The sequence below is a fragment of the Terrihabitans aquatilis genome (assembly GCF_052542005.1).
Map to the genome: position 1 here is coordinate 749,521 of NZ_JBOCUO010000002.1, position 20,552 is coordinate 770,072.

The 20,552-nt window shown below is 64.8% G+C and carries 28 protein-coding genes; 21 read left to right on the plus strand and 7 right to left on the minus strand.

Annotation, left to right across the window (positions count from 1 at the left end; translation table 11 throughout):
* Positions 1–75 precede the first annotated feature (75 nt).
* Genes ACQ6S1_RS09670 through dnaQ form a run of 4 tightly spaced genes read left to right on the plus strand, consistent with a single transcriptional unit; the run spans position 76 to position 2,874 of the window.
* On the plus strand, positions 76–705 hold the full coding sequence (locus ACQ6S1_RS09670; protein ID WP_445040968.1) for a Maf family protein: 630 nt from the start codon (positions 76–78) through the stop codon (positions 703–705).
* On the plus strand, positions 702–1,547 hold the full coding sequence (locus tag ACQ6S1_RS09675) for a shikimate dehydrogenase (protein WP_445040969.1): 846 nt from the start codon (positions 702–704) through the stop codon (positions 1,545–1,547). Before ACQ6S1_RS09670 ends, ACQ6S1_RS09675 begins: the two co-directional genes overlap by 4 nt.
* The gene (gene coaE / locus ACQ6S1_RS09680; protein ID WP_445040970.1) at positions 1,544–2,149 is read left to right on the plus strand and encodes a dephospho-CoA kinase; all 606 of its coding nucleotides are present in this window, start codon (positions 1,544–1,546) and stop codon (positions 2,147–2,149) included. Before ACQ6S1_RS09675 ends, coaE begins: the two co-directional genes overlap by 4 nt.
* 14 nt (positions 2,150–2,163) lie before the next feature.
* Entirely contained in the window at positions 2,164–2,874 is a 711-nt protein-coding gene (dnaQ, locus tag ACQ6S1_RS09685; RefSeq protein WP_445040971.1) for a DNA polymerase III subunit epsilon, read from the plus strand.
* Between the two features lie 6 nt (positions 2,875–2,880).
* Here the strand turns inward: dnaQ and secB are convergent, their stop codons facing one another.
* Entirely contained in the window at positions 2,881–3,354 is a 474-nt protein-coding gene (secB, locus tag ACQ6S1_RS09690) for a protein-export chaperone SecB (protein WP_445040972.1), read from the minus strand.
* 212 nt (positions 3,355–3,566) lie between these two features.
* On the opposite strand from secB, the gene ACQ6S1_RS09695 reads away from it, so the two are divergent.
* From ACQ6S1_RS09695 to ACQ6S1_RS09705, 3 genes are all read left to right on the plus strand, one after another.
* Entirely contained in the window at positions 3,567–4,259 is a 693-nt protein-coding gene (locus tag ACQ6S1_RS09695; protein WP_445040973.1) for a Tim44/TimA family putative adaptor protein, read from the plus strand.
* Positions 4,256–5,323, plus strand: a complete 1,068-nt coding sequence (mltA, locus tag ACQ6S1_RS09700) for a murein transglycosylase A (RefSeq protein WP_445040974.1) — start codon at positions 4,256–4,258, stop codon at positions 5,321–5,323. Before ACQ6S1_RS09695 ends, mltA begins: the two co-directional genes overlap by 4 nt.
* 248 nt (positions 5,324–5,571) lie before the next feature.
* Positions 5,572–5,916: a Smr/MutS family protein gene (locus ACQ6S1_RS09705; protein WP_445040975.1), complete on the plus strand. Its 345-nt coding sequence runs from the start codon at positions 5,572–5,574 to the stop codon at positions 5,914–5,916.
* A 2-nt stretch (positions 5,917–5,918) separates the two neighbouring features.
* Here the strand turns inward: ACQ6S1_RS09705 and ACQ6S1_RS09710 are convergent, their stop codons facing one another.
* From ACQ6S1_RS09710 to hslV, 3 genes are all read right to left on the minus strand, one after another.
* Entirely contained in the window at positions 5,919–6,005 is an 87-nt protein-coding gene (locus ACQ6S1_RS09710) for a small membrane protein YohP (RefSeq protein ID WP_445041259.1), read from the minus strand.
* A gap of 61 nt (positions 6,006–6,066) precedes the next feature.
* On the minus strand, positions 6,067–7,383 hold the full coding sequence (gene hslU / locus ACQ6S1_RS09715; RefSeq protein WP_445040976.1) for an ATP-dependent protease ATPase subunit HslU: 1,317 nt from the start codon (positions 7,381–7,383) through the stop codon (positions 6,067–6,069).
* Between the two features lie 33 nt (positions 7,384–7,416).
* A complete protein-coding gene (gene hslV / locus ACQ6S1_RS09720; protein WP_445040977.1) occupies positions 7,417–7,968 on the minus strand; it encodes an ATP-dependent protease subunit HslV in 552 nt (183 codons plus the stop codon).
* A 176-nt stretch (positions 7,969–8,144) separates the two neighbouring features.
* On the opposite strand from hslV, the gene hisB reads away from it, so the two are divergent.
* From hisB to coaA, 7 genes are read left to right on the plus strand one after another with little or no spacing between them, the layout of a single operon-like run.
* On the plus strand, positions 8,145–8,741 hold the full coding sequence (gene hisB, locus ACQ6S1_RS09725) for an imidazoleglycerol-phosphate dehydratase HisB (RefSeq protein ID WP_445040978.1): 597 nt from the start codon (positions 8,145–8,147) through the stop codon (positions 8,739–8,741).
* A gap of 7 nt (positions 8,742–8,748) precedes the next feature.
* Complete coding sequence (locus ACQ6S1_RS09730) at positions 8,749–9,252, plus strand: DUF2628 domain-containing protein (RefSeq protein WP_445040979.1); 504 nt, start codon at positions 8,749–8,751, stop codon at positions 9,250–9,252.
* Positions 9,249–9,884 (plus strand): imidazole glycerol phosphate synthase subunit HisH, encoded by a 636-nt coding sequence (gene hisH, locus ACQ6S1_RS09735; protein WP_445040980.1) that lies wholly within the window; start codon positions 9,249–9,251, stop codon positions 9,882–9,884. Before ACQ6S1_RS09730 ends, hisH begins: the two co-directional genes overlap by 4 nt.
* Entirely contained in the window at positions 9,872–10,615 is a 744-nt protein-coding gene (hisA, locus tag ACQ6S1_RS09740) for a 1-(5-phosphoribosyl)-5-[(5-phosphoribosylamino)methylideneamino]imidazole-4-carboxamide isomerase (RefSeq protein ID WP_445040981.1), read from the plus strand. The genes hisH and hisA overlap by 13 nt, the downstream gene beginning before the upstream one ends.
* Entirely contained in the window at positions 10,615–11,412 is a 798-nt protein-coding gene (gene hisF, locus ACQ6S1_RS09745) for an imidazole glycerol phosphate synthase subunit HisF (RefSeq protein ID WP_445040982.1), read from the plus strand. Before hisA ends, hisF begins: the two co-directional genes overlap by 1 nt.
* Positions 11,412–11,732: a phosphoribosyl-ATP diphosphatase gene (locus ACQ6S1_RS09750; RefSeq protein ID WP_445040983.1), complete on the plus strand. Its 321-nt coding sequence runs from the start codon at positions 11,412–11,414 to the stop codon at positions 11,730–11,732. Before hisF ends, ACQ6S1_RS09750 begins: the two co-directional genes overlap by 1 nt.
* Positions 11,733–11,745: 13 nt before the next feature.
* A complete protein-coding gene (gene coaA, locus ACQ6S1_RS09755) occupies positions 11,746–12,693 on the plus strand; it encodes a type I pantothenate kinase (protein WP_445040984.1) in 948 nt (315 codons plus the stop codon).
* 21 nt (positions 12,694–12,714) lie between these two features.
* On the opposite strand, the gene ACQ6S1_RS09760 is transcribed toward coaA, so the two are convergent.
* From ACQ6S1_RS09760 to ACQ6S1_RS09770, 3 genes are read right to left on the minus strand one after another with little or no spacing between them, the layout of a single operon-like run.
* Entirely contained in the window at positions 12,715–13,422 is a 708-nt protein-coding gene (locus ACQ6S1_RS09760) for a DUF3053 family protein (protein WP_445040985.1), read from the minus strand.
* 21 nt (positions 13,423–13,443) lie between these two features.
* Positions 13,444–13,767, minus strand: coding sequence for a YnfA family protein (locus ACQ6S1_RS09765; protein ID WP_445040986.1), 324 nt, complete (start codon positions 13,765–13,767; stop codon positions 13,444–13,446).
* Positions 13,764–14,771: an adenosine kinase gene (locus ACQ6S1_RS09770; RefSeq protein WP_445040987.1), complete on the minus strand. Its 1,008-nt coding sequence runs from the start codon at positions 14,769–14,771 to the stop codon at positions 13,764–13,766. The genes ACQ6S1_RS09765 and ACQ6S1_RS09770 overlap by 4 nt, the downstream gene beginning before the upstream one ends.
* Before the next feature lie 96 nt (positions 14,772–14,867).
* On the opposite strand from ACQ6S1_RS09770, the gene trpS reads away from it, so the two are divergent.
* The 7 genes from trpS (at position 14,868) to miaB (ending at position 20,550) form a co-directional block, all read left to right on the plus strand.
* On the plus strand, positions 14,868–15,905 hold the full coding sequence (gene trpS, locus ACQ6S1_RS09775; protein ID WP_445040988.1) for a tryptophan--tRNA ligase: 1,038 nt from the start codon (positions 14,868–14,870) through the stop codon (positions 15,903–15,905).
* An 82-nt stretch (positions 15,906–15,987) separates the two neighbouring features.
* Positions 15,988–16,554 carry a NifU family protein gene (locus tag ACQ6S1_RS09780; RefSeq protein WP_445040989.1) on the plus strand — a complete coding sequence of 189 codons (567 nt, stop codon included), beginning with the start codon at positions 15,988–15,990 and terminating at the stop codon, positions 16,552–16,554.
* Between the two features lie 64 nt (positions 16,555–16,618).
* Positions 16,619–17,293: a tRNA (adenosine(37)-N6)-threonylcarbamoyltransferase complex dimerization subunit type 1 TsaB gene (tsaB, locus tag ACQ6S1_RS09785; protein WP_445040990.1), complete on the plus strand. Its 675-nt coding sequence runs from the start codon at positions 16,619–16,621 to the stop codon at positions 17,291–17,293.
* A gap of 4 nt (positions 17,294–17,297) precedes the next feature.
* A complete protein-coding gene (locus ACQ6S1_RS09790; RefSeq protein ID WP_445040991.1) occupies positions 17,298–17,780 on the plus strand; it encodes a GNAT family N-acetyltransferase in 483 nt (160 codons plus the stop codon).
* A 93-nt stretch (positions 17,781–17,873) separates the two neighbouring features.
* Positions 17,874–18,254, plus strand: coding sequence for a Fur family transcriptional regulator (locus ACQ6S1_RS09795; protein ID WP_445041260.1), 381 nt, complete (start codon positions 17,874–17,876; stop codon positions 18,252–18,254).
* A gap of 7 nt (positions 18,255–18,261) precedes the next feature.
* A complete protein-coding gene (gene olsA / locus ACQ6S1_RS09800; RefSeq protein WP_445040992.1) occupies positions 18,262–19,050 on the plus strand; it encodes a lyso-ornithine lipid O-acyltransferase in 789 nt (262 codons plus the stop codon).
* A gap of 114 nt (positions 19,051–19,164) precedes the next feature.
* On the plus strand, positions 19,165–20,550 hold the full coding sequence (miaB, locus tag ACQ6S1_RS09805; protein ID WP_445041261.1) for a tRNA (N6-isopentenyl adenosine(37)-C2)-methylthiotransferase MiaB: 1,386 nt from the start codon (positions 19,165–19,167) through the stop codon (positions 20,548–20,550).
* Positions 20,551–20,552: the final 2 nt, after the last annotated feature.

Genomic DNA, 20,552 nt, shown 5'->3' on the forward strand with positions numbered 1-20,552 from the left:
GGATCCCGATCCTCGGCCGGCTGTCCACAGATGCCCTGCCGCCCTGTTAATAATACGTTAACCAAATCGTGCGGCATGAGCGACCTCGCCCACCCTCTCTGGATAGAGCCCTGGCCGCTGGTGTTGGCATCCGCCAGCCTTTCGCGCGCCCAAATGCTCAGAAGTGCGGGGATTCCGATCCTCTGCGCACCGGCTGATCTGGACGAGCGCACGGTCGAAGCGCCCTTGGTGGCGGCCAAATCGCCACCGCCGGATATCGCGCTGGCCCTTGCGGCAGCCAAGGCGCTGCATGTCAGCGAGCGTTTTCCAGGGCGTTTTGTTCTTGGGGCCGATCAAATCCTCGCGGCCGGGAATGAACTCTTCAACAAGCCCGACGGCCTGGCCGCCGCGCGCCGCCAGCTTCTGAAGCTCCGGGAACGCGAACATCGGCTGATCTCGGCCGCGGTGCTCGTCGTCGATGGCGTGGTGATCGAGCGGGTCTGGGATCAGGCCATCCTCGAGATGAGGGCCTTCAGCGAGGAATTTCTGGATCGCTATCTGGCCTTCATGGGCGACCGGATCGGCAGCAGCGTGGGCGGCTATCAGATCGAGAACGCCGGCGTGCATTTGTTCAGCCGCGTCGAGGGCAACCACTTCACCATTCTCGGTCTGCCGCTCCTCTCATTGCTCGATCGTTTTCGCGCGCGGGGTCTGATCCTCGAATGAACATTGCACCTCGGGCCTGCGTCATCGGCTGGCCGATCAACCATTCACGCTCGCCCTTGATCCACTCCCATTGGCTCGATCGGCACGATCTTGCCGGATCCTATGTGCGCCACGCGGTGGAGCCGACGTCCCTGCCGACCTTCGTGAGCGAGCTTCGCCAGGGCCGCTTCGTCGGATGCAACGTCACGGTGCCGCACAAGGAGGCGATCATGCCTCTCCTTGACGAAGTGACACCGACCGCGCGCAGCATTGGGGCCGTGAACACGGTTTGGCGTGAGAACGGCAGGCTGATCGGGGGCAACACCGATACCGATGGGTTTCTCGCAAATCTCGATGAGCTTGTCCCGGAATGGGACAGATCCCCCTTGCAGGCGGTGATCTTGGGCGCAGGCGGCGCTGCCCGCGCGCTGGCATATGGGTTGAAAGCGCGCGGCGCCGACAATGTCGCCGTGGTCAACCGGTCGAAGCCACGGGCCGATGCAATCTCAGCTGATCTCGGCGAACCCGTTCAGGCATTCGCCTGGGAAGAACTGCCGGATCTTTTGAAGAACGCAACCTTCCTCGTGAATGCGACAAGCCTTGGAATGCAGGGGCAGCCACCCCTCGACATCGATCTTGGCCCGCTTCCAAAAGCCGCCGTGGTCAGCGACATCGTCTATGTGCCCTTGAAGACGCCGCTTCTTAAGGAGGCCGAGATTCGCGGGCACCGCACGGCGGAAGGCCTCGGCATGCTTCTCCATCAGGCGGTTCCCGGTTTCGAGAAATGGTTCGGTATCAGGCCAAAGGTCACGGGCGAGCTGCGCGCGATCGTTGAAGCCGAAATCTTGGGACAGGCAGGGTGATTGTCCTCGGCCTCACAGGCTCTATCGGCATGGGAAAAACCACCGTGGCGGCGATGTTCGCGGCGGAGGGCGTTCCTGTCTTCGAAGCGGATGCGGCGGTGCATGCCCTTTACCGTGGTGCCGCAGCGCCTCTTATCGAACAGGCGTTCCCTGGCACGGTTCGTGAAGGTGTGGTTGATCGTAGGGCTCTTTCAGCCGCGGCGCTCGGCAAGCCGGAAGCACTGAAGCGGCTCGAAGGTCTCGTCCATCCCTTGGTGCGTCAGGCAGAGACCGATTTTATCGAGGCTGCGCGCGAGGCGGGTTCATCCTTGGCCGTGATCGACATCCCGCTTCTGTTTGAAAAAGGCGGGGCGGACCGCTGCGATGCCATCCTCGTGGTCTCGGCGCCGACGGAGGTCCAGCGCGCGCGGGTGCTGGCGCGACCGGGCATGAATGAGGAGAAGTTTGCTGCCATACTCGCCCATCAGATGGCGGATGAGGAAAAACGCCGCAGGGCCGACGCCGTGATCGATACGGGAACGGGCCTGGACGACACGCGCAAAGCTGTGAAGCGGCTGATTGCGCGGTACAGCCTGCCCGCCGATGATGATAAGACGCTCTGAGGGAAGCAGGGCCGATGCGAGCGATCATCTTCGATACCGAAACGACGGGCCTCGAGCACCACAAGGGTGATCGGGTCGTCGAGATCGGCTGCGTCGAGATCCTCAACATGATCGCGACGGGGCAAACCTATCACGTCTACATAAACCCCGAGCGCGACATGCCTGAAGAGGCGTTCCGGGTGCATGGCCTGTCAGCGGAATTTCTCGCAGGCCACAAATGCTTCCATGAGATCGTCGACGATTTCCTGGCGTTCGTCGGCTCGGATACGAAACTCATCGCCCATAACGCGAGCTTCGATTTCGGCTTCCTCAATGCCGAACTGACACGGTGCGGCAAGCCCATCCTTCATCCGGACCGGATGGTGGATACCTTGTCCCTGGCGCGGCGTAGGCACGGCTTTGCCTCGAACCGCCTCGACGATCTGTGCGCACGTTATGGCATCGACAATTCGCACCGCACCAAGCACGGAGCCTTGCTCGATGCCGAATTGCTGGCGGAGGTCTATGCCGAATTGATGGGGGGCCGACAGGCCAGCCTCGGCCTGTCCGTCACGGGTCGGCGTTCATTCGGCGATGGCACCTCGTCCATCGGGCAGCGCCCGATCGCCTTGCCGCCACGCCTCACGGCCGATGATCTGGCCGCGCATGCGGCCTTCATCTCCACGCTGGGTGGAGAGGCTATCTGGGGCGCCTATGAGACGCCCCTGAGCGACGCAGCCGAATAGAAGCGATCAGCTGAGGGTCGGCGAGCCGGCCTGGGCCGTCACGCGCTGGCGATACAGAGCCGCGAAATCGATCGGGTCCAGCATCAAGGGCGGGAAGCCGCCATTGCGCACCGCATCGGCAATGATCTGCCGTGCGAACGGGAAGAGAAGGCGCGGGCATTCGATCAGCGCCACCGCACCCTTGCTGTCGTCGGGCACGTTCTCGATGCGGAAGGCGCCTGCATAGACCAGTTCGAACTGGAAGACGGTATCGGCGCCTTCGCCGGCGCGGCCTTCGATCTTCAGCTCGACCTCGACATCGTTCTCCGAAAGGCCACGCGCGTTCACGTTTACGTTGACCTGGATGTTCGGGCTCTGGCCCTGAGCGCGCAGGGAATTCGGCGCGTTGGGGTTTTCGAAGGAGAAATCCTTGACGTACTGCGCCAGCACGGAGAGGGAAGGAGCCGCATTCTGTTCCGGTGCGCCGTTGCTCGTGGCCATGTCACATCCTCGTTGTTCGGCCCCTGTCCGGCCGAGGGGCTGGCTAGCACACCGCTTCTTGCTGCCGCAAGCGCGGGTGGACGGCAGGCCGCGCCCTATGCTCTAAGATTGCTGGATCCGCGGGACGTTCCGACGGCGAAAGCTGGCGCCTGCCCGGTCCGCGCCCATATATTCGGGCTGAGTGCCACACCTGCTCAAGGTCAATTCGCGACGTGTTCGATATCTACACCGTCATCTTCCTCGTTCTGGCCGTATTCATTTTCCTGCGGCTGCGTTCGGTCCTCGGTACGCGGACCGGCAATGAACGCCCGCCGACCGATCCCTTCGCCCGCCGCGAGGCCCCGCCGGAAACGAGCGCCAACGAAAACGTCGTCAAGCTGCCGCTGCCCGAGGGTGCCGACGAGGACGATGCCACGCCGCGCCGGCGCTGGGACGGTGTGGTGTCGGAAGGTCACCGCGCCGAAGCGGGCCTCGACGCCATCGTCGAGAAGGATCCGTCCTTCGATGGAAAGATGTTCCTCGAAGGCGCGCGCGCTGCCTATGAGATGATCGTCACATCCTTCGCGTCGGGTGACACGAAGATGCTCAAGACCTTGCTGGCAAAGGACGTCTACGAAAGCTTCGCTGCGACGATCGCCGATCGCGAGCGCCAGGGTGAAACCGTCGAATCCAGTTTCGTGGCCGTCGGCAAGGCGGAAATCCAGGAAGCCGAGCTGGCGGGCAATCAGGCGCAAATCGGCGTTCGTTTTGCGTCCCAATTGATCACTGTCACCCGCGATAAATCGGGCAACGTCATCGACGGCAGCCCCGAGACGGTGACGGAAGTCATCGATCACTGGACCTTCGCGCGCGACGTCACCTCTCGGGACCCGAACTGGAAGCTCATCAGCACCGAGGCGGCGTGATTTCCGCCATCCGTATGGCGGCGGCTGCGTTGCTTGCCGTCATCGCGGGGTCCATTCCGGCAGCGGCGCAGCAGGTGGTTGGCGCCGACCTCACCCCCACCGCGTTCGAGGCTCTTCCGGACTGGGCGGCGGACGATCACCCGGCGGCATTCGAGGTTTTTCGCAAGAGCTGCGCCAAGCCGGTGTCGCCAACGCCGGTGATGAAGGGCCGCTCTCTCCGCGCGCCGTGCCAGGTGGCGCAGGCTCTTGGTCGGGCCGACAAAGCCTCTGCGCGGACCTTCTTCGAGCAGCACTTTCAGCCCTTTCGCGTCCGTCCGCCATCGGGCGCCGGCTTCCTCACCGGCTATTATGAACCGGAATTCTCCGGATCGCGCCGTCGAAACGCGCGTCACGTGGCACCCCTCCTGGCCATGCCGAAGGCGCTGCCGAAACCGGCACCGGATCGCGGGGCCATCGAGGCCGGTGCCTTGAAGAACACGGCGCAGCCGCTCGTATGGCTCGATCCCGTGGATGCGTTCTTCGTTCACATCCAGGGTTCGGCCCGCATTCGCATGGAGGACGGTTCGGTTCTCCGCGTTGCCTTTGCCGGTCGAAACGGGCTGCCATTTACGGCCATCGGCAAGATCCTCGTCGATCGTGGCGAACTCACGCGCGAAGAAGTCAGCATGCAGACCATCCGCGCCTGGATGCTGGCCCACCCTGCAGAAGCACCGGCGCTCATGCGGCAAAATCGCTCCTACATCTTCTTCCGGATCGATTCGCGTGAGGGAAGCCAAGGCCCGCTGGGTGCGCAGCAGGTGCCGCTGACGGCCGGCCGCAGCCTGGCGGTGGACCGTGCGGCCTGGCAATTGGGGCTGCCGGTGTGGATTTCGGGGCAACTCCCTGTCGGCAATGGCGAAGCGCAGATCAGCCGCCTGATGGTCGCGCAGGATACGGGCGCGGCGATCAAGGGGCCTGCGCGGGGCGATATTTTCGTCGGGTCCGGGGATGCGGCCGGGCACATCGCCGGCCTCACCAAGCACCCGGCTGATTTCGTGGTGCTTCTTCCGCGCGGCTCGCGATGAAAAGCGGGGTCTGGCGGCCCCGGCGGCGGCGTGAACTCACCTCGGAGGAAAAGGCGCTCTGGGAGAAGATCGCGGAAACCGTCACACCATTGAAGCCGCGCCGGCTCAAGCCTGCTGCCCACGAACCCACAAAGCTCCCCACCTCGGCTGAAAAAGAATCAGAGCCCGCTCAGACATCCAACAGCAAGTCGCGAGGTGCTCCACCGGACCAGAAGCGACCGGCTCCTTCCAAACCACCTGCGCCTCCTTTGGTTGGCCTCGAGCCCAAAATCGCCCGTACCCTGCGTCGTGGCGGGGAGGTCGATGCGCGGATTGACCTTCATGGCCTTCGGCAGGACGAGGCCCACGCCCGTCTGCGAACCTTCATTCGACAGGCGCAATGGCAGGGCGCGCGGGTGGTTCTCGTTATCACCGGAAAGGGCGCGCCTCTGCGCGACCAGCCCCTGTTTGAGGAACGCGGAGTGCTGCGCCGCAATGTTCCGATGTGGCTTGCCGAACCCGACCTGCGCGATGCCGTTCTCTCGGTCACGCCCGCAGCGCCTGCCCATGGCGGATCCGGCGCGCTCTACGTCCGCATCCGCCGCACACGTTAGGCTCAGAAGATCAGCTTCAGAACTCCGGTCACCACGAGAAGGCCGACGATGAAGATGAACGCGATGATCCAGAGCAGTACTTTCAGCATGTGCCGTCCCCGTGTTTGTACAGGTTAGACGCGGCACACGCTGCAACGTTCCAATCAACGTCTAAAGGACGAAGCGGGAGAGATCGGCGTTCTTCGCCAGGTCGCCGATGCGTGCTCGCACATAGGCCTCGTCGATGACGATGTGCTCACCCGTGCGGTCCGTAGCGGTGAAGGAGATCTCGTCCAGCACGCGCTCGAGGACGGTGGAAAGACGCCGTGCGCCGATGTTTTCGACCGTGGAGTTCACCTCCGCCGCCACATCGGCGATGGCATCGATGCCGTCATCGGTGAAGGTCACGGTCACGCCTTCCGTGCCCATCAGCGCAACCGTCTGCTTGATCAGGCTCGCTTCGGTCTCGGTCAGGATTCGGCGGAAATCCTGGCGCGACAATGGTTCCAGTTCGACGCGGATCGGCAACCGGCCCTGAAGCTCGGGCAGCAGATCGGACGGCTTCGACACATGGAACGCGCCGGATGCGATGAACAGGATGTGGTCGGTCTTCACCGAGCCGTGTTTCGTCGCGACCGTCGTGCCCTCGATCAGGGGCAGAAGATCACGCTGTACACCTTCGCGCGAGACATCGCCGCCGGAGCGGCCCTCACGCACCGCGATCTTGTCGATCTCGTCGAGGAAAACGATGCCGTTCTGTTCGACCGAGCGGATCGCTTCCTGAACCACCTGCTCCTGATCGAGCAGCTTGTCGGATTCTTCCGCCAGGAGGAGATCGTGGCTCTCCTTCACATTGACGCGGCGCGTGCGCTTCTGCCCGGCGCCGAGCTTGCCGAAAATGTCGCCGAGGGACATCACGCCGATCTGCCCGCCGCCCGGCATTCCGGGAATCTCGAAATTCGGCATCCCGCCGGCTCCCGCGCCCGAGGTCAGCTCGATCTCGATTTCCTTGTCGTCCAGCTCGCCGGCCCGCAATTTGCGGCGGAAGCTGTCACGCGTCGCCGGTCCGGAGCCCGGCCCCACCAGCGCATCGAGAACGCGCTCCTCGGCTGCCTGATGGGCGCGGGTCTGGACGTCCTTGCGGCGCGCCTCGCGGGTGAGGTTTATCCCGATCTCGACGAGATCCCGGATGATCTGCTCCACGTCGCGGCCGACATAGCCGACCTCGGTGAACTTCGTGGCCTCGACCTTGAGGAAGGGCGCATTGGCAAGGCGCGCGAGACGCCGCGAGATTTCCGTCTTGCCGACGCCGGTGGGGCCGATCATCAGGATGTTCTTCGGCAGCACCTCTTCGCGGAGGCCCTCGTCGAGCTGCAGCCGGCGCCAGCGATTGCGCAGGGCAATCGCCACCGCACGTTTGGCCTTGGACTGGCCTACGATGAAGCGATCCAGCTCGGAAACGATCTCGCGGGGGGAAAAATCGGTCATCTGGGTCTTTCGTGAATGCGGTCGTGGGCCGGATCAGGCTGCGTCGAGAACTTCGAGCGTGAGCTGATCGTTGGTGTAGACGCAGATCTCGGCGGCGATCTTCATGGATTTCCGCACGATCTCCTCAGCGGAAAGCTCGGTATCGACGAGCGCCCGGGCCGCCGCGAGGGCATAATTGCCGCCGGAGCCGATGGCAGCGACACCCCGCTCCGGCTCCAGAACGTCGCCCGTGCCGGTCAGCACCAGACTCGTCGACGGGTCGGCAACGAGCATCATGGCTTCCAGCCGGCGAAGATATCGGTCGGTCCGCCAATCCTTGGCGAGCTCGACGGAGGCCCGCAGCAATTGCCCCGGATATTGTTCGAGCTTGGCTTCCAGCCGCTCGAACAGGGTGAAGGCATCGGCGGTTGCGCCGGCAAAGCCGCCGATGACCGTGCCGCCCGCCAGCCGCCGCACCTTGCGGGCGGTGTGCTTCATCACGGTCTGTCCCATCGAGACCTGACCATCGCCGCCGATGGCGATCTTTCCGTTCTTGCGAACGTGGAGAATGGTGGTGCCGTGCCAGATTGTGCTGGTATCGCTCATGAACACTCCGAAAAACAGGCGTTCTATCTAAGGGCGCGGGCGCGTTCCGCAAAGGCTTGGGCCAGAACCATTGGCGCGGCGGGGGCTGGCCTGCTAAAGACGCGCCCATGACGCCCCGGTGACGGGGTTTTCATGCTTTGTGGTCCATTGATGGCCGCACGAAGTCAGGTATGCCCATGAGCCGCCGCGCCAACATCGTCCGCACGACGAACGAAACGAGCATCAATCTCTCCGTCGATCTCGACGGTTCGGGTCGGTCGAACATCTCGACCGGTGTGGGTTTTCTCGACCACATGCTCGATCTTCTCGCCCGGCACTCCGGCATCGATCTGGATGTCGACGCCACGGGTGACACGCACATCGATTTCCACCACACCACGGAGGATATTGGCATCGCGCTCGGGCAGGCGGTGCGGCAGGCGCTCGGCGACATGCGAGGCATCAATCGCTATGCGGACGTCGCGATGCCGATGGACGAAACGCTGACGCGAGTCGCGCTCGATATCTCTGGTCGTCCGTTTCTCGTGTGGCGCACGCAGTTCACGGCCGAGAAGGTCGGCGATTTCGACACCGAGCTGGTGCGCGAGTTCTTCCAGGGCTTCACCACCCATGCCGCGGTCACGCTGCATGTCGAAACCCCCTATGGTGTGAACGCCCACCACATCGCTGAATCCTGCTTCAAGGGTCTGGCGCGTGTGCTGCGCGTGGCGCTCGCGGTGGATCCGCGTGCGGAAAACCGCATTCCGTCCACCAAGGGCAGCCTCGGCGGCTGAGGTCTTCATGCGAATCTGGACCGTTCACGAGCCCCGCTCTGCCAAGAACGCCCTGGAGCGGGCGGATCGGCTCGTCGTCGTCAAGGACGGCTTTTCGTGGCTGGCCTTCTTTTTCTCGCTGCCCTGGCTGCTCTACAACCGGCTCTGGCTCGGCACGCTCATCTACCTTCTGGTCACGGCGGCAATCGGGTTGCTCGGCGCCTGGCTTCCGCTTGCCGGCGGCGCCGAATTTCTCCTCGGCATAATTCCGGCCTTGTATGCGGGCTTCGAGGGCAACGATCTGCGTCGTCGCAAACTGGCCCGACGGGATTTCGTCCAGGTGGCCAGCATCGCGGCGAAGAACGGATTGGCGGCCGAGACGGAATATTTCACCGTCAATCCACCCATTGCGGCAGTCGAGCAGGCGCCCGCGCCGAAGCTTCCGGACACTGGGCGTTTTGCGGCTGCGCTGCGTCCGCAGCCTGATAATTCCGTGCTCGGCCTCTTTCCTCAGCCGGGACCGTCGCGATGAGCGTCGTTCTCGTCGATTATGGCGCCGGCAATCTCCGCTCCGCCGCCAAGGCGCTCGAAGTGGCCGGCGCCCGCGATCTCGTCATCTCGTCCGATCCGGAAAAGGTCGCGGCGGCGGCCCGCATCGTGTTGCCGGGCGATGGCGCCTTTCCCGACTGCCGGCGCGGCCTGGCCGCGGTCGATGGCCTGAGCGAGGCGCTCGAAGAGGCCGTCCACACGCGCGGCGCGGCGTTCTTCGGCATCTGCATCGGCATGCAATTGCTGGCCACGCGCGGCGTGGAGCACGAAGGCGCCGACGGCCTCGACTGGATCCCCGGCGAGGTGGTGCGCATCACGCCTTCCGACGCGGCGCTCAAGGTTCCGCATATGGGCTGGAACAATCTGGAGCGCGACCGGGACCATCCCTTGCTGAAGGACGTGCCGCTCGGTCCGGACGGCTTGCATGCCTTCTTCCTGCACGCCTACCATTTCGTGCCGGCCGATCCGCAGGACGTGCTGGCGCACGCCGATTACGGCGGCCGCGTCACGGCCATGGTGGCGCGCGGCAATGTGGCGGGTACGCAATTCCATCCCGAAAAGAGCCAGCGCCTCGGCCTGACGCTCATTGCCAACTTCCTGAGGTGGACGCCGTGATCCTCTATCCCGCCATCGATCTGAAGCAGGGCAACGTCGTGCGCCTGAAGCAGGGCGACATGGACCAGGCCACCGTCTACGGGGTCGATCCGGGCGCAACCGCGCAGGAATTCGAGGAAGCCGGCTTTGAATGGCTGCACGTCGTCGATCTCGACGGTGCCTTCGCCGGCTCGAGTATCAACCTGAATGCCGTGGAAGCCATCCTGAAGTCGGTCAGCATGCCGGTGCAGCTCGGCGGCGGCATTCGCGACATGGCGGCTGTCGACACCTGGCTGGAGCGGGGCATCGCCCGCCTCATCCTTGGAACGGCGGCGGTGCGCGATCCGGACTTCGTGAAGGAAGCCGCGCGCACCCATCCCGGCAAGATCGCGGTTGGTGTCGACGCGCGCGATGGCCGCGTCGCCGTGGAAGGCTGGGCCGAGCTGTCGGAACTGACCTCGCTCGATCTGGCACGCCGCTTTGAGGATGCCGGCGTGGCTGCCATCATCTACACCGACATCTCGCGCGACGGCCTGCTGAAGGGCCTCGATTTCGACGGCACGCGCGCTTTGGCCGAGGCTCTGTCGATCCCGGTGATCGCCTCTGGCGGGCTCGCCTCGATCGAGGACGTGAAGCGCCTGCTCGAGCCCGAGAACCGGGCCATCGCCGGCGCCATCACCGGCCGTGCGCTCTATGACGGTCGGCTAGATCCGGCCGAGGCGATCGCCCTCGTGCGGGGAGCATCTGCCTGATGTCCCTCAAGGTTCGCGTCATTCCCTGTCTCGACGTCAAGGACGGCCGCGTGGTGAAGGGGGTCCGCTTCGTCGATCTGGTGGATGCGGGCGACCCCGTCGAGGCCGCCAAGGCCTATGATGCCGCGGGCGCGGACGAACTTTGTTTCCTCGACATCACCGCGAGCCATGAGGAGCGTGCGATCCTGCTCGATGTGGTGGCGCGCACCGCCGAGAACTGTTTCATGCCGGTCACGGTCGGCGGCGGCGTCCGCACCGTGGACGATGTGCGCAATCTGATGCTGGCTGGTGCCGACAAGGTCTCCATCAATTCCGCAGCAGTAGCGGATCGCGCCATCGTGGGCCGCGCGGCGGATAAATTCGGCGCACAGGCCATCGTCGTTGCCGTGGACGCGAAGAAGGTTTCGGGGCCAAACGAAGCCGACCGCTGGGAGATCTTCACCCATGGCGGTCGTCGCCCCACCGGCATCGATGTGCTGGACTACGCGCGCGACGTCGCGGCTTTGGGCGCCGGCGAAATCCTGCTGACCAGCATGGATTGCGACGGCACCAAGGACGGCTACGATCTTGCGCTGACGCGGGCCGTGGCCGACGCGGTGCCGGTGCCGGTCGTTGCATCGGGCGGCGTCGGCACGCTCGATCATTTCGTGGAAGGCGTGCGCGACGGCGGCGCCAGCGCGGTGCTTGCGGCGAGTGTGTTCCATTTTGGCACATTCACCATCGGCGAGGCGAAGGCTCACATGGCGCGCGGCGGCATTCCCGTCCGGCTCGATCCCTCCTGGCGGGAGAATCTCTGATGGCCGGTTTCACGCTCCATGATCTGGACGCATTGATCGCCCAGCGCGCCTCGGCGGACGCGGGCTCGTCCTATACGCGGCAATTGCTCGAAGCCGGTGTCGAGCGCTGCGGTAAGAAATTCGGCGAGGAAGCGTTCGAGGCCGTTCTGGCTGCGGCACTCGACGACAAGAGCGGCCTCACCAAGGAGGCTGCCGACGTGCTCTATCATCTTCTCGTGCTGCTGCGTCTGAAGGGCGTGCCGCTCGATGAGGTGATGGCGGAGTTGGAATCGCGCACGGCCCAGTCCGGCCTCGCTGAAAAAGCGGCGCGACGTGGATAGGAGGGCGAACAATATGGACATGCGCCCGGTCCGACCGAAATCCCATTATCGTACCTTCGCCCGTGAGGAATGGGCCAAGCTGCGTGCCGACACGCCAATGACGCTGACGGCTGAAGAGGTGGTGGGGCTGCGTTCGCTGGACGATCCCGTCGACCAGCGGGAGGTCGAGGAGATCTATCTCCCGATTTCCCGCCTGCTGGCCCTGTACGTCGAGGCGACGCAAGGCCTCTACAACGCGACACGGGCGTTTCTCAACACGCGCGGCGCTAAAGTGCCCTACATCATCGGCATCGGCGGGTCGGTGGCGGTCGGCAAGTCCACCACCGCGCGGCTGTTGCAGGCGCTTCTCAAGCGCTGGCCGAACATGCCGAAGGTCGATCTCGTCACCACCGACGGCTTCCTTCTGCCCAATGCGGTCCTGCAGCAGGAAGGCCTGATGCAGCGCAAGGGTTTCCCGGAAAGCTATGACCTTGCGGCGCTGCTCGCGTTCATGGCCGATATCAAAGCCGGCAAGGACCGCGTCGCCGCCCCGGTCTATTCGCATCTGACCTATGACGTGGTGCCGGGCGGCGAGGTCGTTGTCGATCGGCCCGACATCCTCATCCTGGAAGGTCTCAATGTCCTGCAGGCCGGCACGGTGCGAGCGGGTACGATGCCATTCGTCTCGGACTTCTTCGACTTCTCGATCTATCTCGATGCCGAGGAGGAGCTGATCCACGATTGGTATGTCAGCCGCTTCCAGCGCCTGCGCGACACGGCGTTCCGCGATCCGAATTCCTATTTCGAGCGTTATGCGAAGCTGCCGGCGGAAGAGGCGCGCCAGCTGGCCGAGGGCCTGTGGGACCGCATCAACCTGCCGAACCTGCGCGACAACATCCTGCCCACGCGCGGCCGCGCCAGCCTCATCCTGAAAAAGGGCGCCGACCACCGCGTCGAGGAAGTGAAGCTGCGGAAATTGTAGGGCGGCGCTGCCGTCTGCATCCTATCCGCGGATCATCCGCACCATGTCCTGCTGCGCCTTCAGCACGCTTTGCTGAGAGCTCTGCAATTGCTGAAGCTTGGCGTTGACCTCCTTCAGCACGGCGGGATCGGTCACCTGGAGGGCCGGCCCGGATATCGTGATGACGGATTTGTGCTGCTCCAGATACGCCCCGAGATCGAGCGCCTGGGTGAAGACCGTCTCCAGCACCGGCACGATGCTCTTGAAGGTCGCCGCAGGCTGCGTCACCGAGCGCTCGTAGGCCTGATCGTAGACGGGCTTGAGGTCGTCCGGCTGGTCCAGTCCCGCATGCGCGGTGTCGGCCTTGGCCAGCGACCCGTCCAGCGCGGCGGCCATCTGGTTGATGGTCGTCCGGGCGATTTCGATATCGCCTTTTCGGGTCACCAGCTCGCCCGCCGAGGTGAAGCCGCCTTTGCGCATGGCCTCGTTGACCTTCGGCGAGACGCTGTCGTTCATCGCTGTGTGGAAATCGGTGATGACGGCATAGTGCGCCGCATAGGAACCGAAGCTCTTTCGCTCGTCCTCGGTAAGCTGCGGCACGTGCAGGCCCGGTTTGTCGACGATGCGGGTTTGCAGGAATTGCGCGAAAGCCTTGCGGTGCTCGGCGTCGGAATCTCCGCACGAGGCGACGGCAAGGGCACCCAGCAGCGCGAAAGCCATCGTCAGTTTGCGCACAAGACGGGTCATCATCACTCTCCGTTCAGACGGTTCTCAGCCACGCGGCGCCAGCAGCACGATCGACGCTCCGACCACGCACAGCGCGGCGCCGGACATATCCCAGGCATCGGGCCTATGGCCCTCCACCGCCCAGAGCCACAACAGGGACGCGGCAATGTAAATGCCGCCATAGGCAGCATAAGCGCGTCCGGCGAAATCGCTTTCGACGAGGGTCAGCAGGGCTGCGAATGCGGCCAGCGCGGCGAGGCCGGGCAGCAGCCACCAGATCGGCTGATGAAGCCGTAGCCAGGCCCAGAAGGCGAAGCAGCCGGCGATTTCGCAGAGTGCGGCCGCGCCGTAGATCGCGAACGCCTTCATGCGTCGGCGAAGAAGCCGTTTTGCGTCGCGAGATCGGACAGGCTCGCCTGCGGACGCGGCCCCATATGCGAAAGGCATTCGGACGCGGCCAGCGCCCCCAGCCGAGCGGCTTCGCGGGGGGCCAGTCCCTTGGCGAGGCCGGTCAATACGCCGGCGGCAAACAGATCGCCTGCACCCGTCGCATCCACCACCCGCTCCACGGGGAAAGCGGCAACGGCAAAGGTTTCCTCGCGCGTCACGACAAGCGCACCCTTTTCGCTGCGGGTCACGATCGCCTGTCGCGCGTCATTGCGCAGCGCGACGACGGCGGTGTCGAAATCAGCGGTTTCGTAAAGCGCCTTCAACTCATGCTCGTTGGCGAACAGGAGATCGACCCGGCCGGAGCGGATGAGGTCGAGGAATTCCGGCCGGTGCCGCTCCACGCAGAACAGGTCCGACAGGGAAAGTGCGACCTGGCGGCCGGCTTCGTGAGCAATGTCGGCCGCGCGCCGGAAGGCTTCCTTCGCCTGCGGCGGGTCCCATAGATAGCCTTCGAGATAGATCGTGCCGCTGGCGCGCACGATCTCGGCGTCGACATCCTCCGGGCCGAGATGCTGGCTCGCGCCGAGGAAGGTGTTCATCGTGCGCTCGCCATCCGGCGTCACCAGAATGGTGCAGCTGGCCGTTGCGGGCCCGGAATTGGCGGCCCGCGTGTCGTAATGCACGCCCACGGCGCGGATATCGTGGGCGAAACTGTCGCCCAAGGCGTCGTCGCGCACCTTGCCGATGAACGCTGCTCGGCCGCCCAGCGAGGCGATGCCCGCGCAGGTGTTCGCCGCACTTCCGCCCGAAACAAGGATCGTGGGGCCGATCTTCGCGTAGAGATCCGCGGCCCGCGCCTCGTCGATCAGCGTCATGCTGCCCTTGTGCAGACCCTCGCGGACAACGAGATCGTCCTCGACGCGGGCGAGAACGTCGATGATGGCGTTGCCGAGGCCGAGAACGTCGTAGCGGGTCGAGGGCATGGGTATCTCCGGAAGGGTCGGGCAGGCTTAGCCGCCGGGCTTGCGCGCTGCAAGCGGGGTTGCGATAACCCGCGCCTCTTTCGGGACGTTGATGTTATGGCCATTTTCCAGCCGCGCGTATTTTCGGGCGTTCAGCCCACCGGCAATCTCCACCTCGGCAATTATCTCGGCGCGATCTCGCGCTTCGTGGCGCTCCAGCACCACCACGAATGCCTCTATTGCGTGGTCGACCTGCATGCCATCACCGTGGCACAGAAGCCCGACGAGCTGAGGCACACCATCCGCGAGGTGGCTGCCGCCTTCATCGCCTGCGGCCTTGATCCCGAGAAGAGCATCATCTTCAACCAGAGCCAGGTGCCGCAGCACGCCGAACTGGCCTGGATCTTCAATTGCGTGGCCCGCATCGGCTGGCTCAACCGCATGACGCAGTTCAAGGAAAAGGCCGGCAAGGATCGCGAGAATGCGTCCATCGGACTCTACGATTACCCCGTGCTGATGGCGGCCGACATCCTCGTCTACAAGGCCACCCAGGTGCCGGTAGGCGAGGATCAGAAGCAGCATCTCGAACTCGCGCGCGACATCGCCCAGAAGTTCAACAACGACTTCGCCGAGAGCATTGCCGCCAAAGGCTATGGCGAGGCCTGCTTCCCCCTGCCCGATCCGCTGATCACCGGGCCGGCCACGCGTGTGATGAGCCTGCGCGACGGCTCCAAGAAGATGTCGAAATCGGACCCCTCCGACAATTCCCGCATCAATCTCACCGACGACGCCGACACCATCGCCGCCAAGGTGCGCAAGGCCAAGACCGATCCGGAGCCGCTGCCGTCCGAGGTCGAGGGCCTCAAGGCGCGGCCCGAGGCCGACAACCTGGTCGGCATTTTCGCGGCCCTGTCGGACACGACCCGTGAAGCGGTGCTGAACGATTTCGGCGGTGCGCAATTCTCCGCGTTCAAGGCGGCGCTGGTCGATCTTTCGGTTTCAAAGCTCGGGCCCATCGGCGGCGAGATGAAGCGCCTGATGGCCGATCCGGATGCGATCGACGCCATCCTGCGCAATGGCGCCGAGCGCGCCGAGGCCATCGCCGCGAAGAACATGGCCGAGATCAAGGACATCGTGGGCTTCGTGCGCCGCTGATCTTTGCAATCGGCGGTGCCTTGCGCCATATCGGGAGGGCGAACGCCCCGTGCCTTGAACCCGGTGGCGAACGGAGACCGATATGTTCATTCAGACCGAAGCCACGCCAAATCCTGCCACCCTGAAGTTCCTGCCCGGCCGCGATGTGCTGCCCGGCGGCACGCTCGAGATCACCGACGCGCATGACGCGCCCTGCTCGCCTCTGGCGGAGCGGCTCTTCGGCATCACCGGGGTGCGCGGCGTGTTCTTCGGTTCCGATTTCGTGACGGTGACGAAGGCAGAAGGCGAAGACTGGCAGCATCTCAAGCCGGCCATTCTCGGCGCCATCATGGAGCATTATCTGCGCGGCGGGCCGCTTCTTGCCGAAGGCATAGCGGCCGACCACGGCGCGGAGGAGGGCGAGTTCTACGAGCCGCAGGACGAGACCCTCGTCGCCACCATCAAGGAACTGATCGAAAGCCGGGTCCGGCCCGCCGTGGCGCAGGACGGCGGCGACATCACCTTCAAGGGCTTCCGCGAGGGTATCGTCTTCCTCAACATGAAGGGCTCCTGTGCCGGCTGCCCGAGCTCGACCGCCACGCTCAAGAACGGCATCGAGAACCTGCTGCGCCATTTCGTGCCCGAAGTGCAGGAAGTGCGTCCCGTCTGAGGGGCTTCCGGCGCAGTGCGATCTCGGCCAATGTGATGTCTGATTTTCGGGGCTGAGATCCAAAGTGCGCGTGCTGGCCATCGATACCTCGCTCACCGCCTGCTCGGTGGCGCTGCTCGACACCGACGAGGACATGGTGCTGAGCTGTGACAGCATGGACATGGAGCGCGGCCACGCCGAGGCCGTGCTTCCCATGATCCAGCGTGTACTGGTCAATCGCGAGGCTTTGGGCGACGTCGATCGGATCGCGGTCACCACAGGCCCCGGCAGCTTCACCGGCATTCGTGTCGGGCTGTCCGCCGCCCGCGGGCTCGGTCTCGTGTCCGGCATCCCATTGATCGGCATCACCACTCTTGCCGCTCTTGCCGCGCCCATCCTCGCGCTTGATGACGGGCGGGCGGTCGGCGCCGCAATCGACGCCCGCCATGGCCGTGTCTTCTTCCAGATGTTCTCGCCCAATGGCCGCAGCATGGTGCCGGCCCGCCTCCTCACCGCGAAGGATGCGGCGCGCATGGCCGGAGCCTCGCCCTTCCGGCTGGTCGGCTCCGGCTCGGCTCTTGTCGCCGAGGCGGCGAGCGGCGTGCAGCATGACATCGAGGCGGATGCCGCAATCCCTGATACCGTATGGGTGGCCCGGCTGGGCGCCGTTTCGGCCTTGCCCGACCGTCCGCCGCGTCCGGTCTATCTGCGCGCCGCCGATGCCAAGCCGCAGACGGCGGGACGCGTGGCGCGGGCCTGACGCCATGTTCGACTTCTTCGGAAAGCCGCAATGGCGCGTCGATCGCGCAGGCTCCCAACACGCGGCCGCGATTGCGGATCTGCATGCGGAAGGCTTCGCGCGGGGATGGAGCACCGCCGAAATCGAGGATCTTCTCGGTGACCGTGCGGTGATCGCGGATATCCTTCGCTCGGCCGCACAGAGCCCTTCCATCGACGGCTTCGCGTTGTCGCGCATCGCGGCCGACGAGGCCGAGCTTCTCTCCATCGCAATCGCGGCCCGGCAGCGCGGCAAAGGCGGCGCGACGCCTCTTCTCACCCGTCATCTCGCCCGGGTTGCGATGGCAGGCGTGCGGCGCGTCGTGCTCGAGGTCGACGAGGCGAACGCACCGGCCTGCGGGCTCTACAATCGCTTCGGATTCGAGCAGGTCGGCACAAGGCCGGCCTATTATGCGCGGCGCGACGGCACGCGCGGCACTGCCCTTGTCATGGCCCGCCGGCTTGGCTGAGACCGTGATCCGCGGCTAACATCGAAACGTAAATGCCTGGGAGCGGCAGTGTTGGACCCATCCTCCATCGAAGAGCAATGTGCCGAAAAGGGCATGCGCATGACCGAGCAGCGCCGCGTGATCGCGCGTGTTCTCGAAGGCGCCACCGATCATCCCGATGTCGAGGAATTGTACCGCCGTGCGTCCCGCGTCGATTCGCGGATATCGATCTCCACGGTCTACCGCACCGTGAAGCTGTTCGAGGATGCGGGCATTGTGGCCCGCCATGATTTCCGGGACGGCCGGTCCCGCTATGAGCCCGTGCCGGACGAGCACCACGATCACCTGATCGATCTGCGCAGCGGCAAGGTGGTGGAATTCCGCGACGAGGAGATCGAACGCCTCCAGGCCGAGATCGCGCGCCGTCTGGGCTTCAGGCTGATCGACCATCGCATGGAATTGTACGCCGTGCCGCTGAAGGACGAGGAGCGCTAGCCACCTCATGTCCGTCCCGGGAGCGATCGGGCGGATCGGCGCCCTGACGATGCTGAGCCTCGCCGGAATTCCAGTGCAATGGGCGCTGCTGAAGACCGGCCTGCCGGGTGCCCGACGGGTGCCCTGGCTCTATCATCGCGCGCTGAACCGCATCATCCGCGTCCGGCGGCATGTGGAGGGCGCGCCCGCCCCGCAGCGGCCGCTCCTTCTCCTCGCCAACCACGTCTCATGGCTGGATATTTCCGTTCTCTCGGCCGTCCTTCCCGTCTCATTCGTGGCCAAGAGCGAGGTCGGATCCTGGCCGGTGTTCGGCCTGTTCGCGCGCTTGCAGCGGACGATTTTCGTCGATCGGACCCGAAGGACGGCCACCCGCGATGTGACCGGCGCCATGGCGCGCCGGCTCCAGTCGGGAGACGCCATCGTGCTGTTCGCCGAAGGCACGTCGAGCGATCACAACCGCGTGCTGCCGTTTCGTAGCGCGCTGCTGGGAGCGACGCGTGATGCGCTCGGCGAGGACGTCGGCGAGCGTGTCTGGGTGCAGCCGGTGTCCATCACCTATACGGGCTGGCACGGCGTGCCGATCGGCCGCTTCTGGCGTCCCAGGATCGCCTGGTACGGCGACATGACCTTGCCGCCGCATCTATGGGCGCTCTTGAAGCGCGGCGTGCTCGACGCCACCATTTCGTTCGGCGAGCCCATCGCGATCGATTCAGGCACGGACCGGAAGGCGTTGGCCCGTGCTGCGGAACGGCAGGTTCGCGAGATGACGCGCCGCCTTCGTTCCGGCGCTGAATGACACGCTATTCTCTTGGACCGGAAAAACGTCTAAAGAGAAGCTGGGATTATTGGACGGGATACACAGGCGCCTCGTGGCCGAAACGGGCCTGCGCCAGAGCACATCGCAGGAATGATGGGACAACCCAGGAAGCTTTTCGTCCGGTCCTATGGCTGTCAGATGAACGTCTATGACGCCCAGCGCATGGCCGATGCGCTGGCGCCGGAAGGCTATGTCGAAACCGATCGTCCCGAAGACGCCGACCTCGTCGTCCTGAATACCTGCCACATCCGCGAGAAGGCCGCCGATAAGGTCTATTCGGAACTCGGCCGTCTGCGCGAGATGAAGGCCGAGCGCGCCGCCGGCGGGCAGGACACGATGATTGCGGTAGCGGGCTGCGTGGCCCAGGCCGAAGGCGCGGAGATCATGAAGCGCGCCGCAGGCGTCGACCTCGTCGTCGGCCCGCAAAGCTATCATCGCCTTCCCGATCTGATGGCCCGTGCGCGCAGCGGCAAGGTCGTGGACACCGAATTCCCGGTCGAGGACAAGTTCGCCCATCTGCCGGCGGCGAGTTCAGCCAAGACGCGCGCGCGTGGCCCCAGCGCCTTCCTCACGGTGCAGGAAGGCTGCGACAAGTTCTGCACTTTCTGCGTGGTGCCTTACACACGCGGGGCGGAATTGTCGCGGCGCGTGGATCATCTCGTCCGCGAGGCCGAGCGCCTTGCCGATGCGGGCGTGCGCGAGCTCACCCTTCTCGGCCAGAACGTCAATGCGTTCCATGGCGACGGGCCGGATGGCACGGTGTGGGGGCTTGGCCGGCTGCTGCGACGCCTCGCGAAGATTCCCGGCATCGATCGACTGCGCTACACGACCAGCCATCCCCGCGATATGGACGAGGATCTGATCGCCGCCCACGGCGATCTGGCGGAATTGATGCCGTATCTGCATTTACCTGTGCAATCCGGCTCGGACCGTATTCTCGCCGACATGAACCGGCAGCACACTGCGGAGGATTACCTTCGCTTGATCGAGCGCATCCGCGCCGCCCAGCCGAAGCTGGCCCTGTCGAGTGATTTCATTGTCGGCTTCCCGGGAGAGACCGATGCGGATTTCGAAGCGACGCTCGATCTTATCCGGGCTGTCGGTTTTGCCTCGACGTTCTCGTTCAAATATTCACCGCGCCCCGGCACCCCCGCGGCCGATATGGACGCCCAGGTGCCGGAAGCCGTGAAATCCGAGCGCCTCGCCATCCTCCAGGGCCTGCTCGAGGAGCAGCGTCAGGACTTCAACCGCTCCTGCGTCGGCCGCACCATGGATGTGCTGTTCGATCGCGCCGGTCGTCATCCGGGTCAGGTCGCGGGGCGTTCGCCGTTCCTCCAGCCGGTGCAGATGGAGGCGCCGGACGTGAAGATCGGCGATATCGTATCGGTGCGCATCCTGTCGAACGGACGCAACAGCCTGTTCGGCGAGCCGGCCCTCGTGAAACAATCGCAACAGCACGCTTTGGAGGTCATTGCTTGACG

Bases quoted from the DNA above. Each gene is read 5' to 3' on its own strand.
- ACQ6S1_RS09795 (WP_445041260.1), top strand. From the start codon at position 17,874: ATGCGCATGACCGAGCAGCGCCGCGTGATCGCGCGTGTTCTCGAAGGC.
- hisB (WP_445040978.1), top strand. From the start codon at position 8,145: ATGAGCCGCCGCGCCAACATCGTCCGCACGACGAACGAAACGAGCATC.
- hslU (WP_445040976.1), bottom strand. From the start codon at position 7,383: ATGACCGATTTTTCCCCCCGCGAGATCGTTTCCGAGCTGGATCGCTTC.
- miaB (WP_445041261.1), top strand. From the start codon at position 19,165: ATGGGACAACCCAGGAAGCTTTTCGTCCGGTCCTATGGCTGTCAGATG.
- secB (WP_445040972.1), bottom strand. From the start codon at position 3,354: ATGGCCACGAGCAACGGCGCACCGGAACAGAATGCGGCTCCTTCCCTC.
- ACQ6S1_RS09670 (WP_445040968.1), top strand. From the start codon at position 76: ATGAGCGACCTCGCCCACCCTCTCTGGATAGAGCCCTGGCCGCTGGTG.
- ACQ6S1_RS09760 (WP_445040985.1), bottom strand. From the start codon at position 13,422: ATGATGACCCGTCTTGTGCGCAAACTGACGATGGCTTTCGCGCTGCTG.
- olsA (WP_445040992.1), top strand. From the start codon at position 18,262: ATGTCCGTCCCGGGAGCGATCGGGCGGATCGGCGCCCTGACGATGCTG.
- ACQ6S1_RS09730 (WP_445040979.1), top strand. From the start codon at position 8,749: ATGCGAATCTGGACCGTTCACGAGCCCCGCTCTGCCAAGAACGCCCTG.
- ACQ6S1_RS09710 (WP_445041259.1), bottom strand. From the start codon at position 6,005: ATGCTGAAAGTACTGCTCTGGATCATCGCGTTCATCTTCATCGTCGGC.
- ACQ6S1_RS09770 (WP_445040987.1), bottom strand. From the start codon at position 14,771: ATGCCCTCGACCCGCTACGACGTTCTCGGCCTCGGCAACGCCATCATC.
- ACQ6S1_RS09790 (WP_445040991.1), top strand. From the start codon at position 17,298: ATGTTCGACTTCTTCGGAAAGCCGCAATGGCGCGTCGATCGCGCAGGC.
- ACQ6S1_RS09675 (WP_445040969.1), top strand. From the start codon at position 702: ATGAACATTGCACCTCGGGCCTGCGTCATCGGCTGGCCGATCAACCAT.
- ACQ6S1_RS09765 (WP_445040986.1), bottom strand. From the start codon at position 13,767: ATGAAGGCGTTCGCGATCTACGGCGCGGCCGCACTCTGCGAAATCGCC.
- ACQ6S1_RS09780 (WP_445040989.1), top strand. From the start codon at position 15,988: ATGTTCATTCAGACCGAAGCCACGCCAAATCCTGCCACCCTGAAGTTC.
- hisF (WP_445040982.1), top strand. From the start codon at position 10,615: ATGTCCCTCAAGGTTCGCGTCATTCCCTGTCTCGACGTCAAGGACGGC.
- hslV (WP_445040977.1), bottom strand. From the start codon at position 7,968: ATGAGCGATACCAGCACAATCTGGCACGGCACCACCATTCTCCACGTT.
- hisH (WP_445040980.1), top strand. From the start codon at position 9,249: ATGAGCGTCGTTCTCGTCGATTATGGCGCCGGCAATCTCCGCTCCGCC.
- trpS (WP_445040988.1), top strand. From the start codon at position 14,868: ATGGCCATTTTCCAGCCGCGCGTATTTTCGGGCGTTCAGCCCACCGGC.
- ACQ6S1_RS09750 (WP_445040983.1), top strand. From the start codon at position 11,412: ATGGCCGGTTTCACGCTCCATGATCTGGACGCATTGATCGCCCAGCGC.
- coaA (WP_445040984.1), top strand. From the start codon at position 11,746: ATGGACATGCGCCCGGTCCGACCGAAATCCCATTATCGTACCTTCGCC.
- dnaQ (WP_445040971.1), top strand. From the start codon at position 2,164: ATGCGAGCGATCATCTTCGATACCGAAACGACGGGCCTCGAGCACCAC.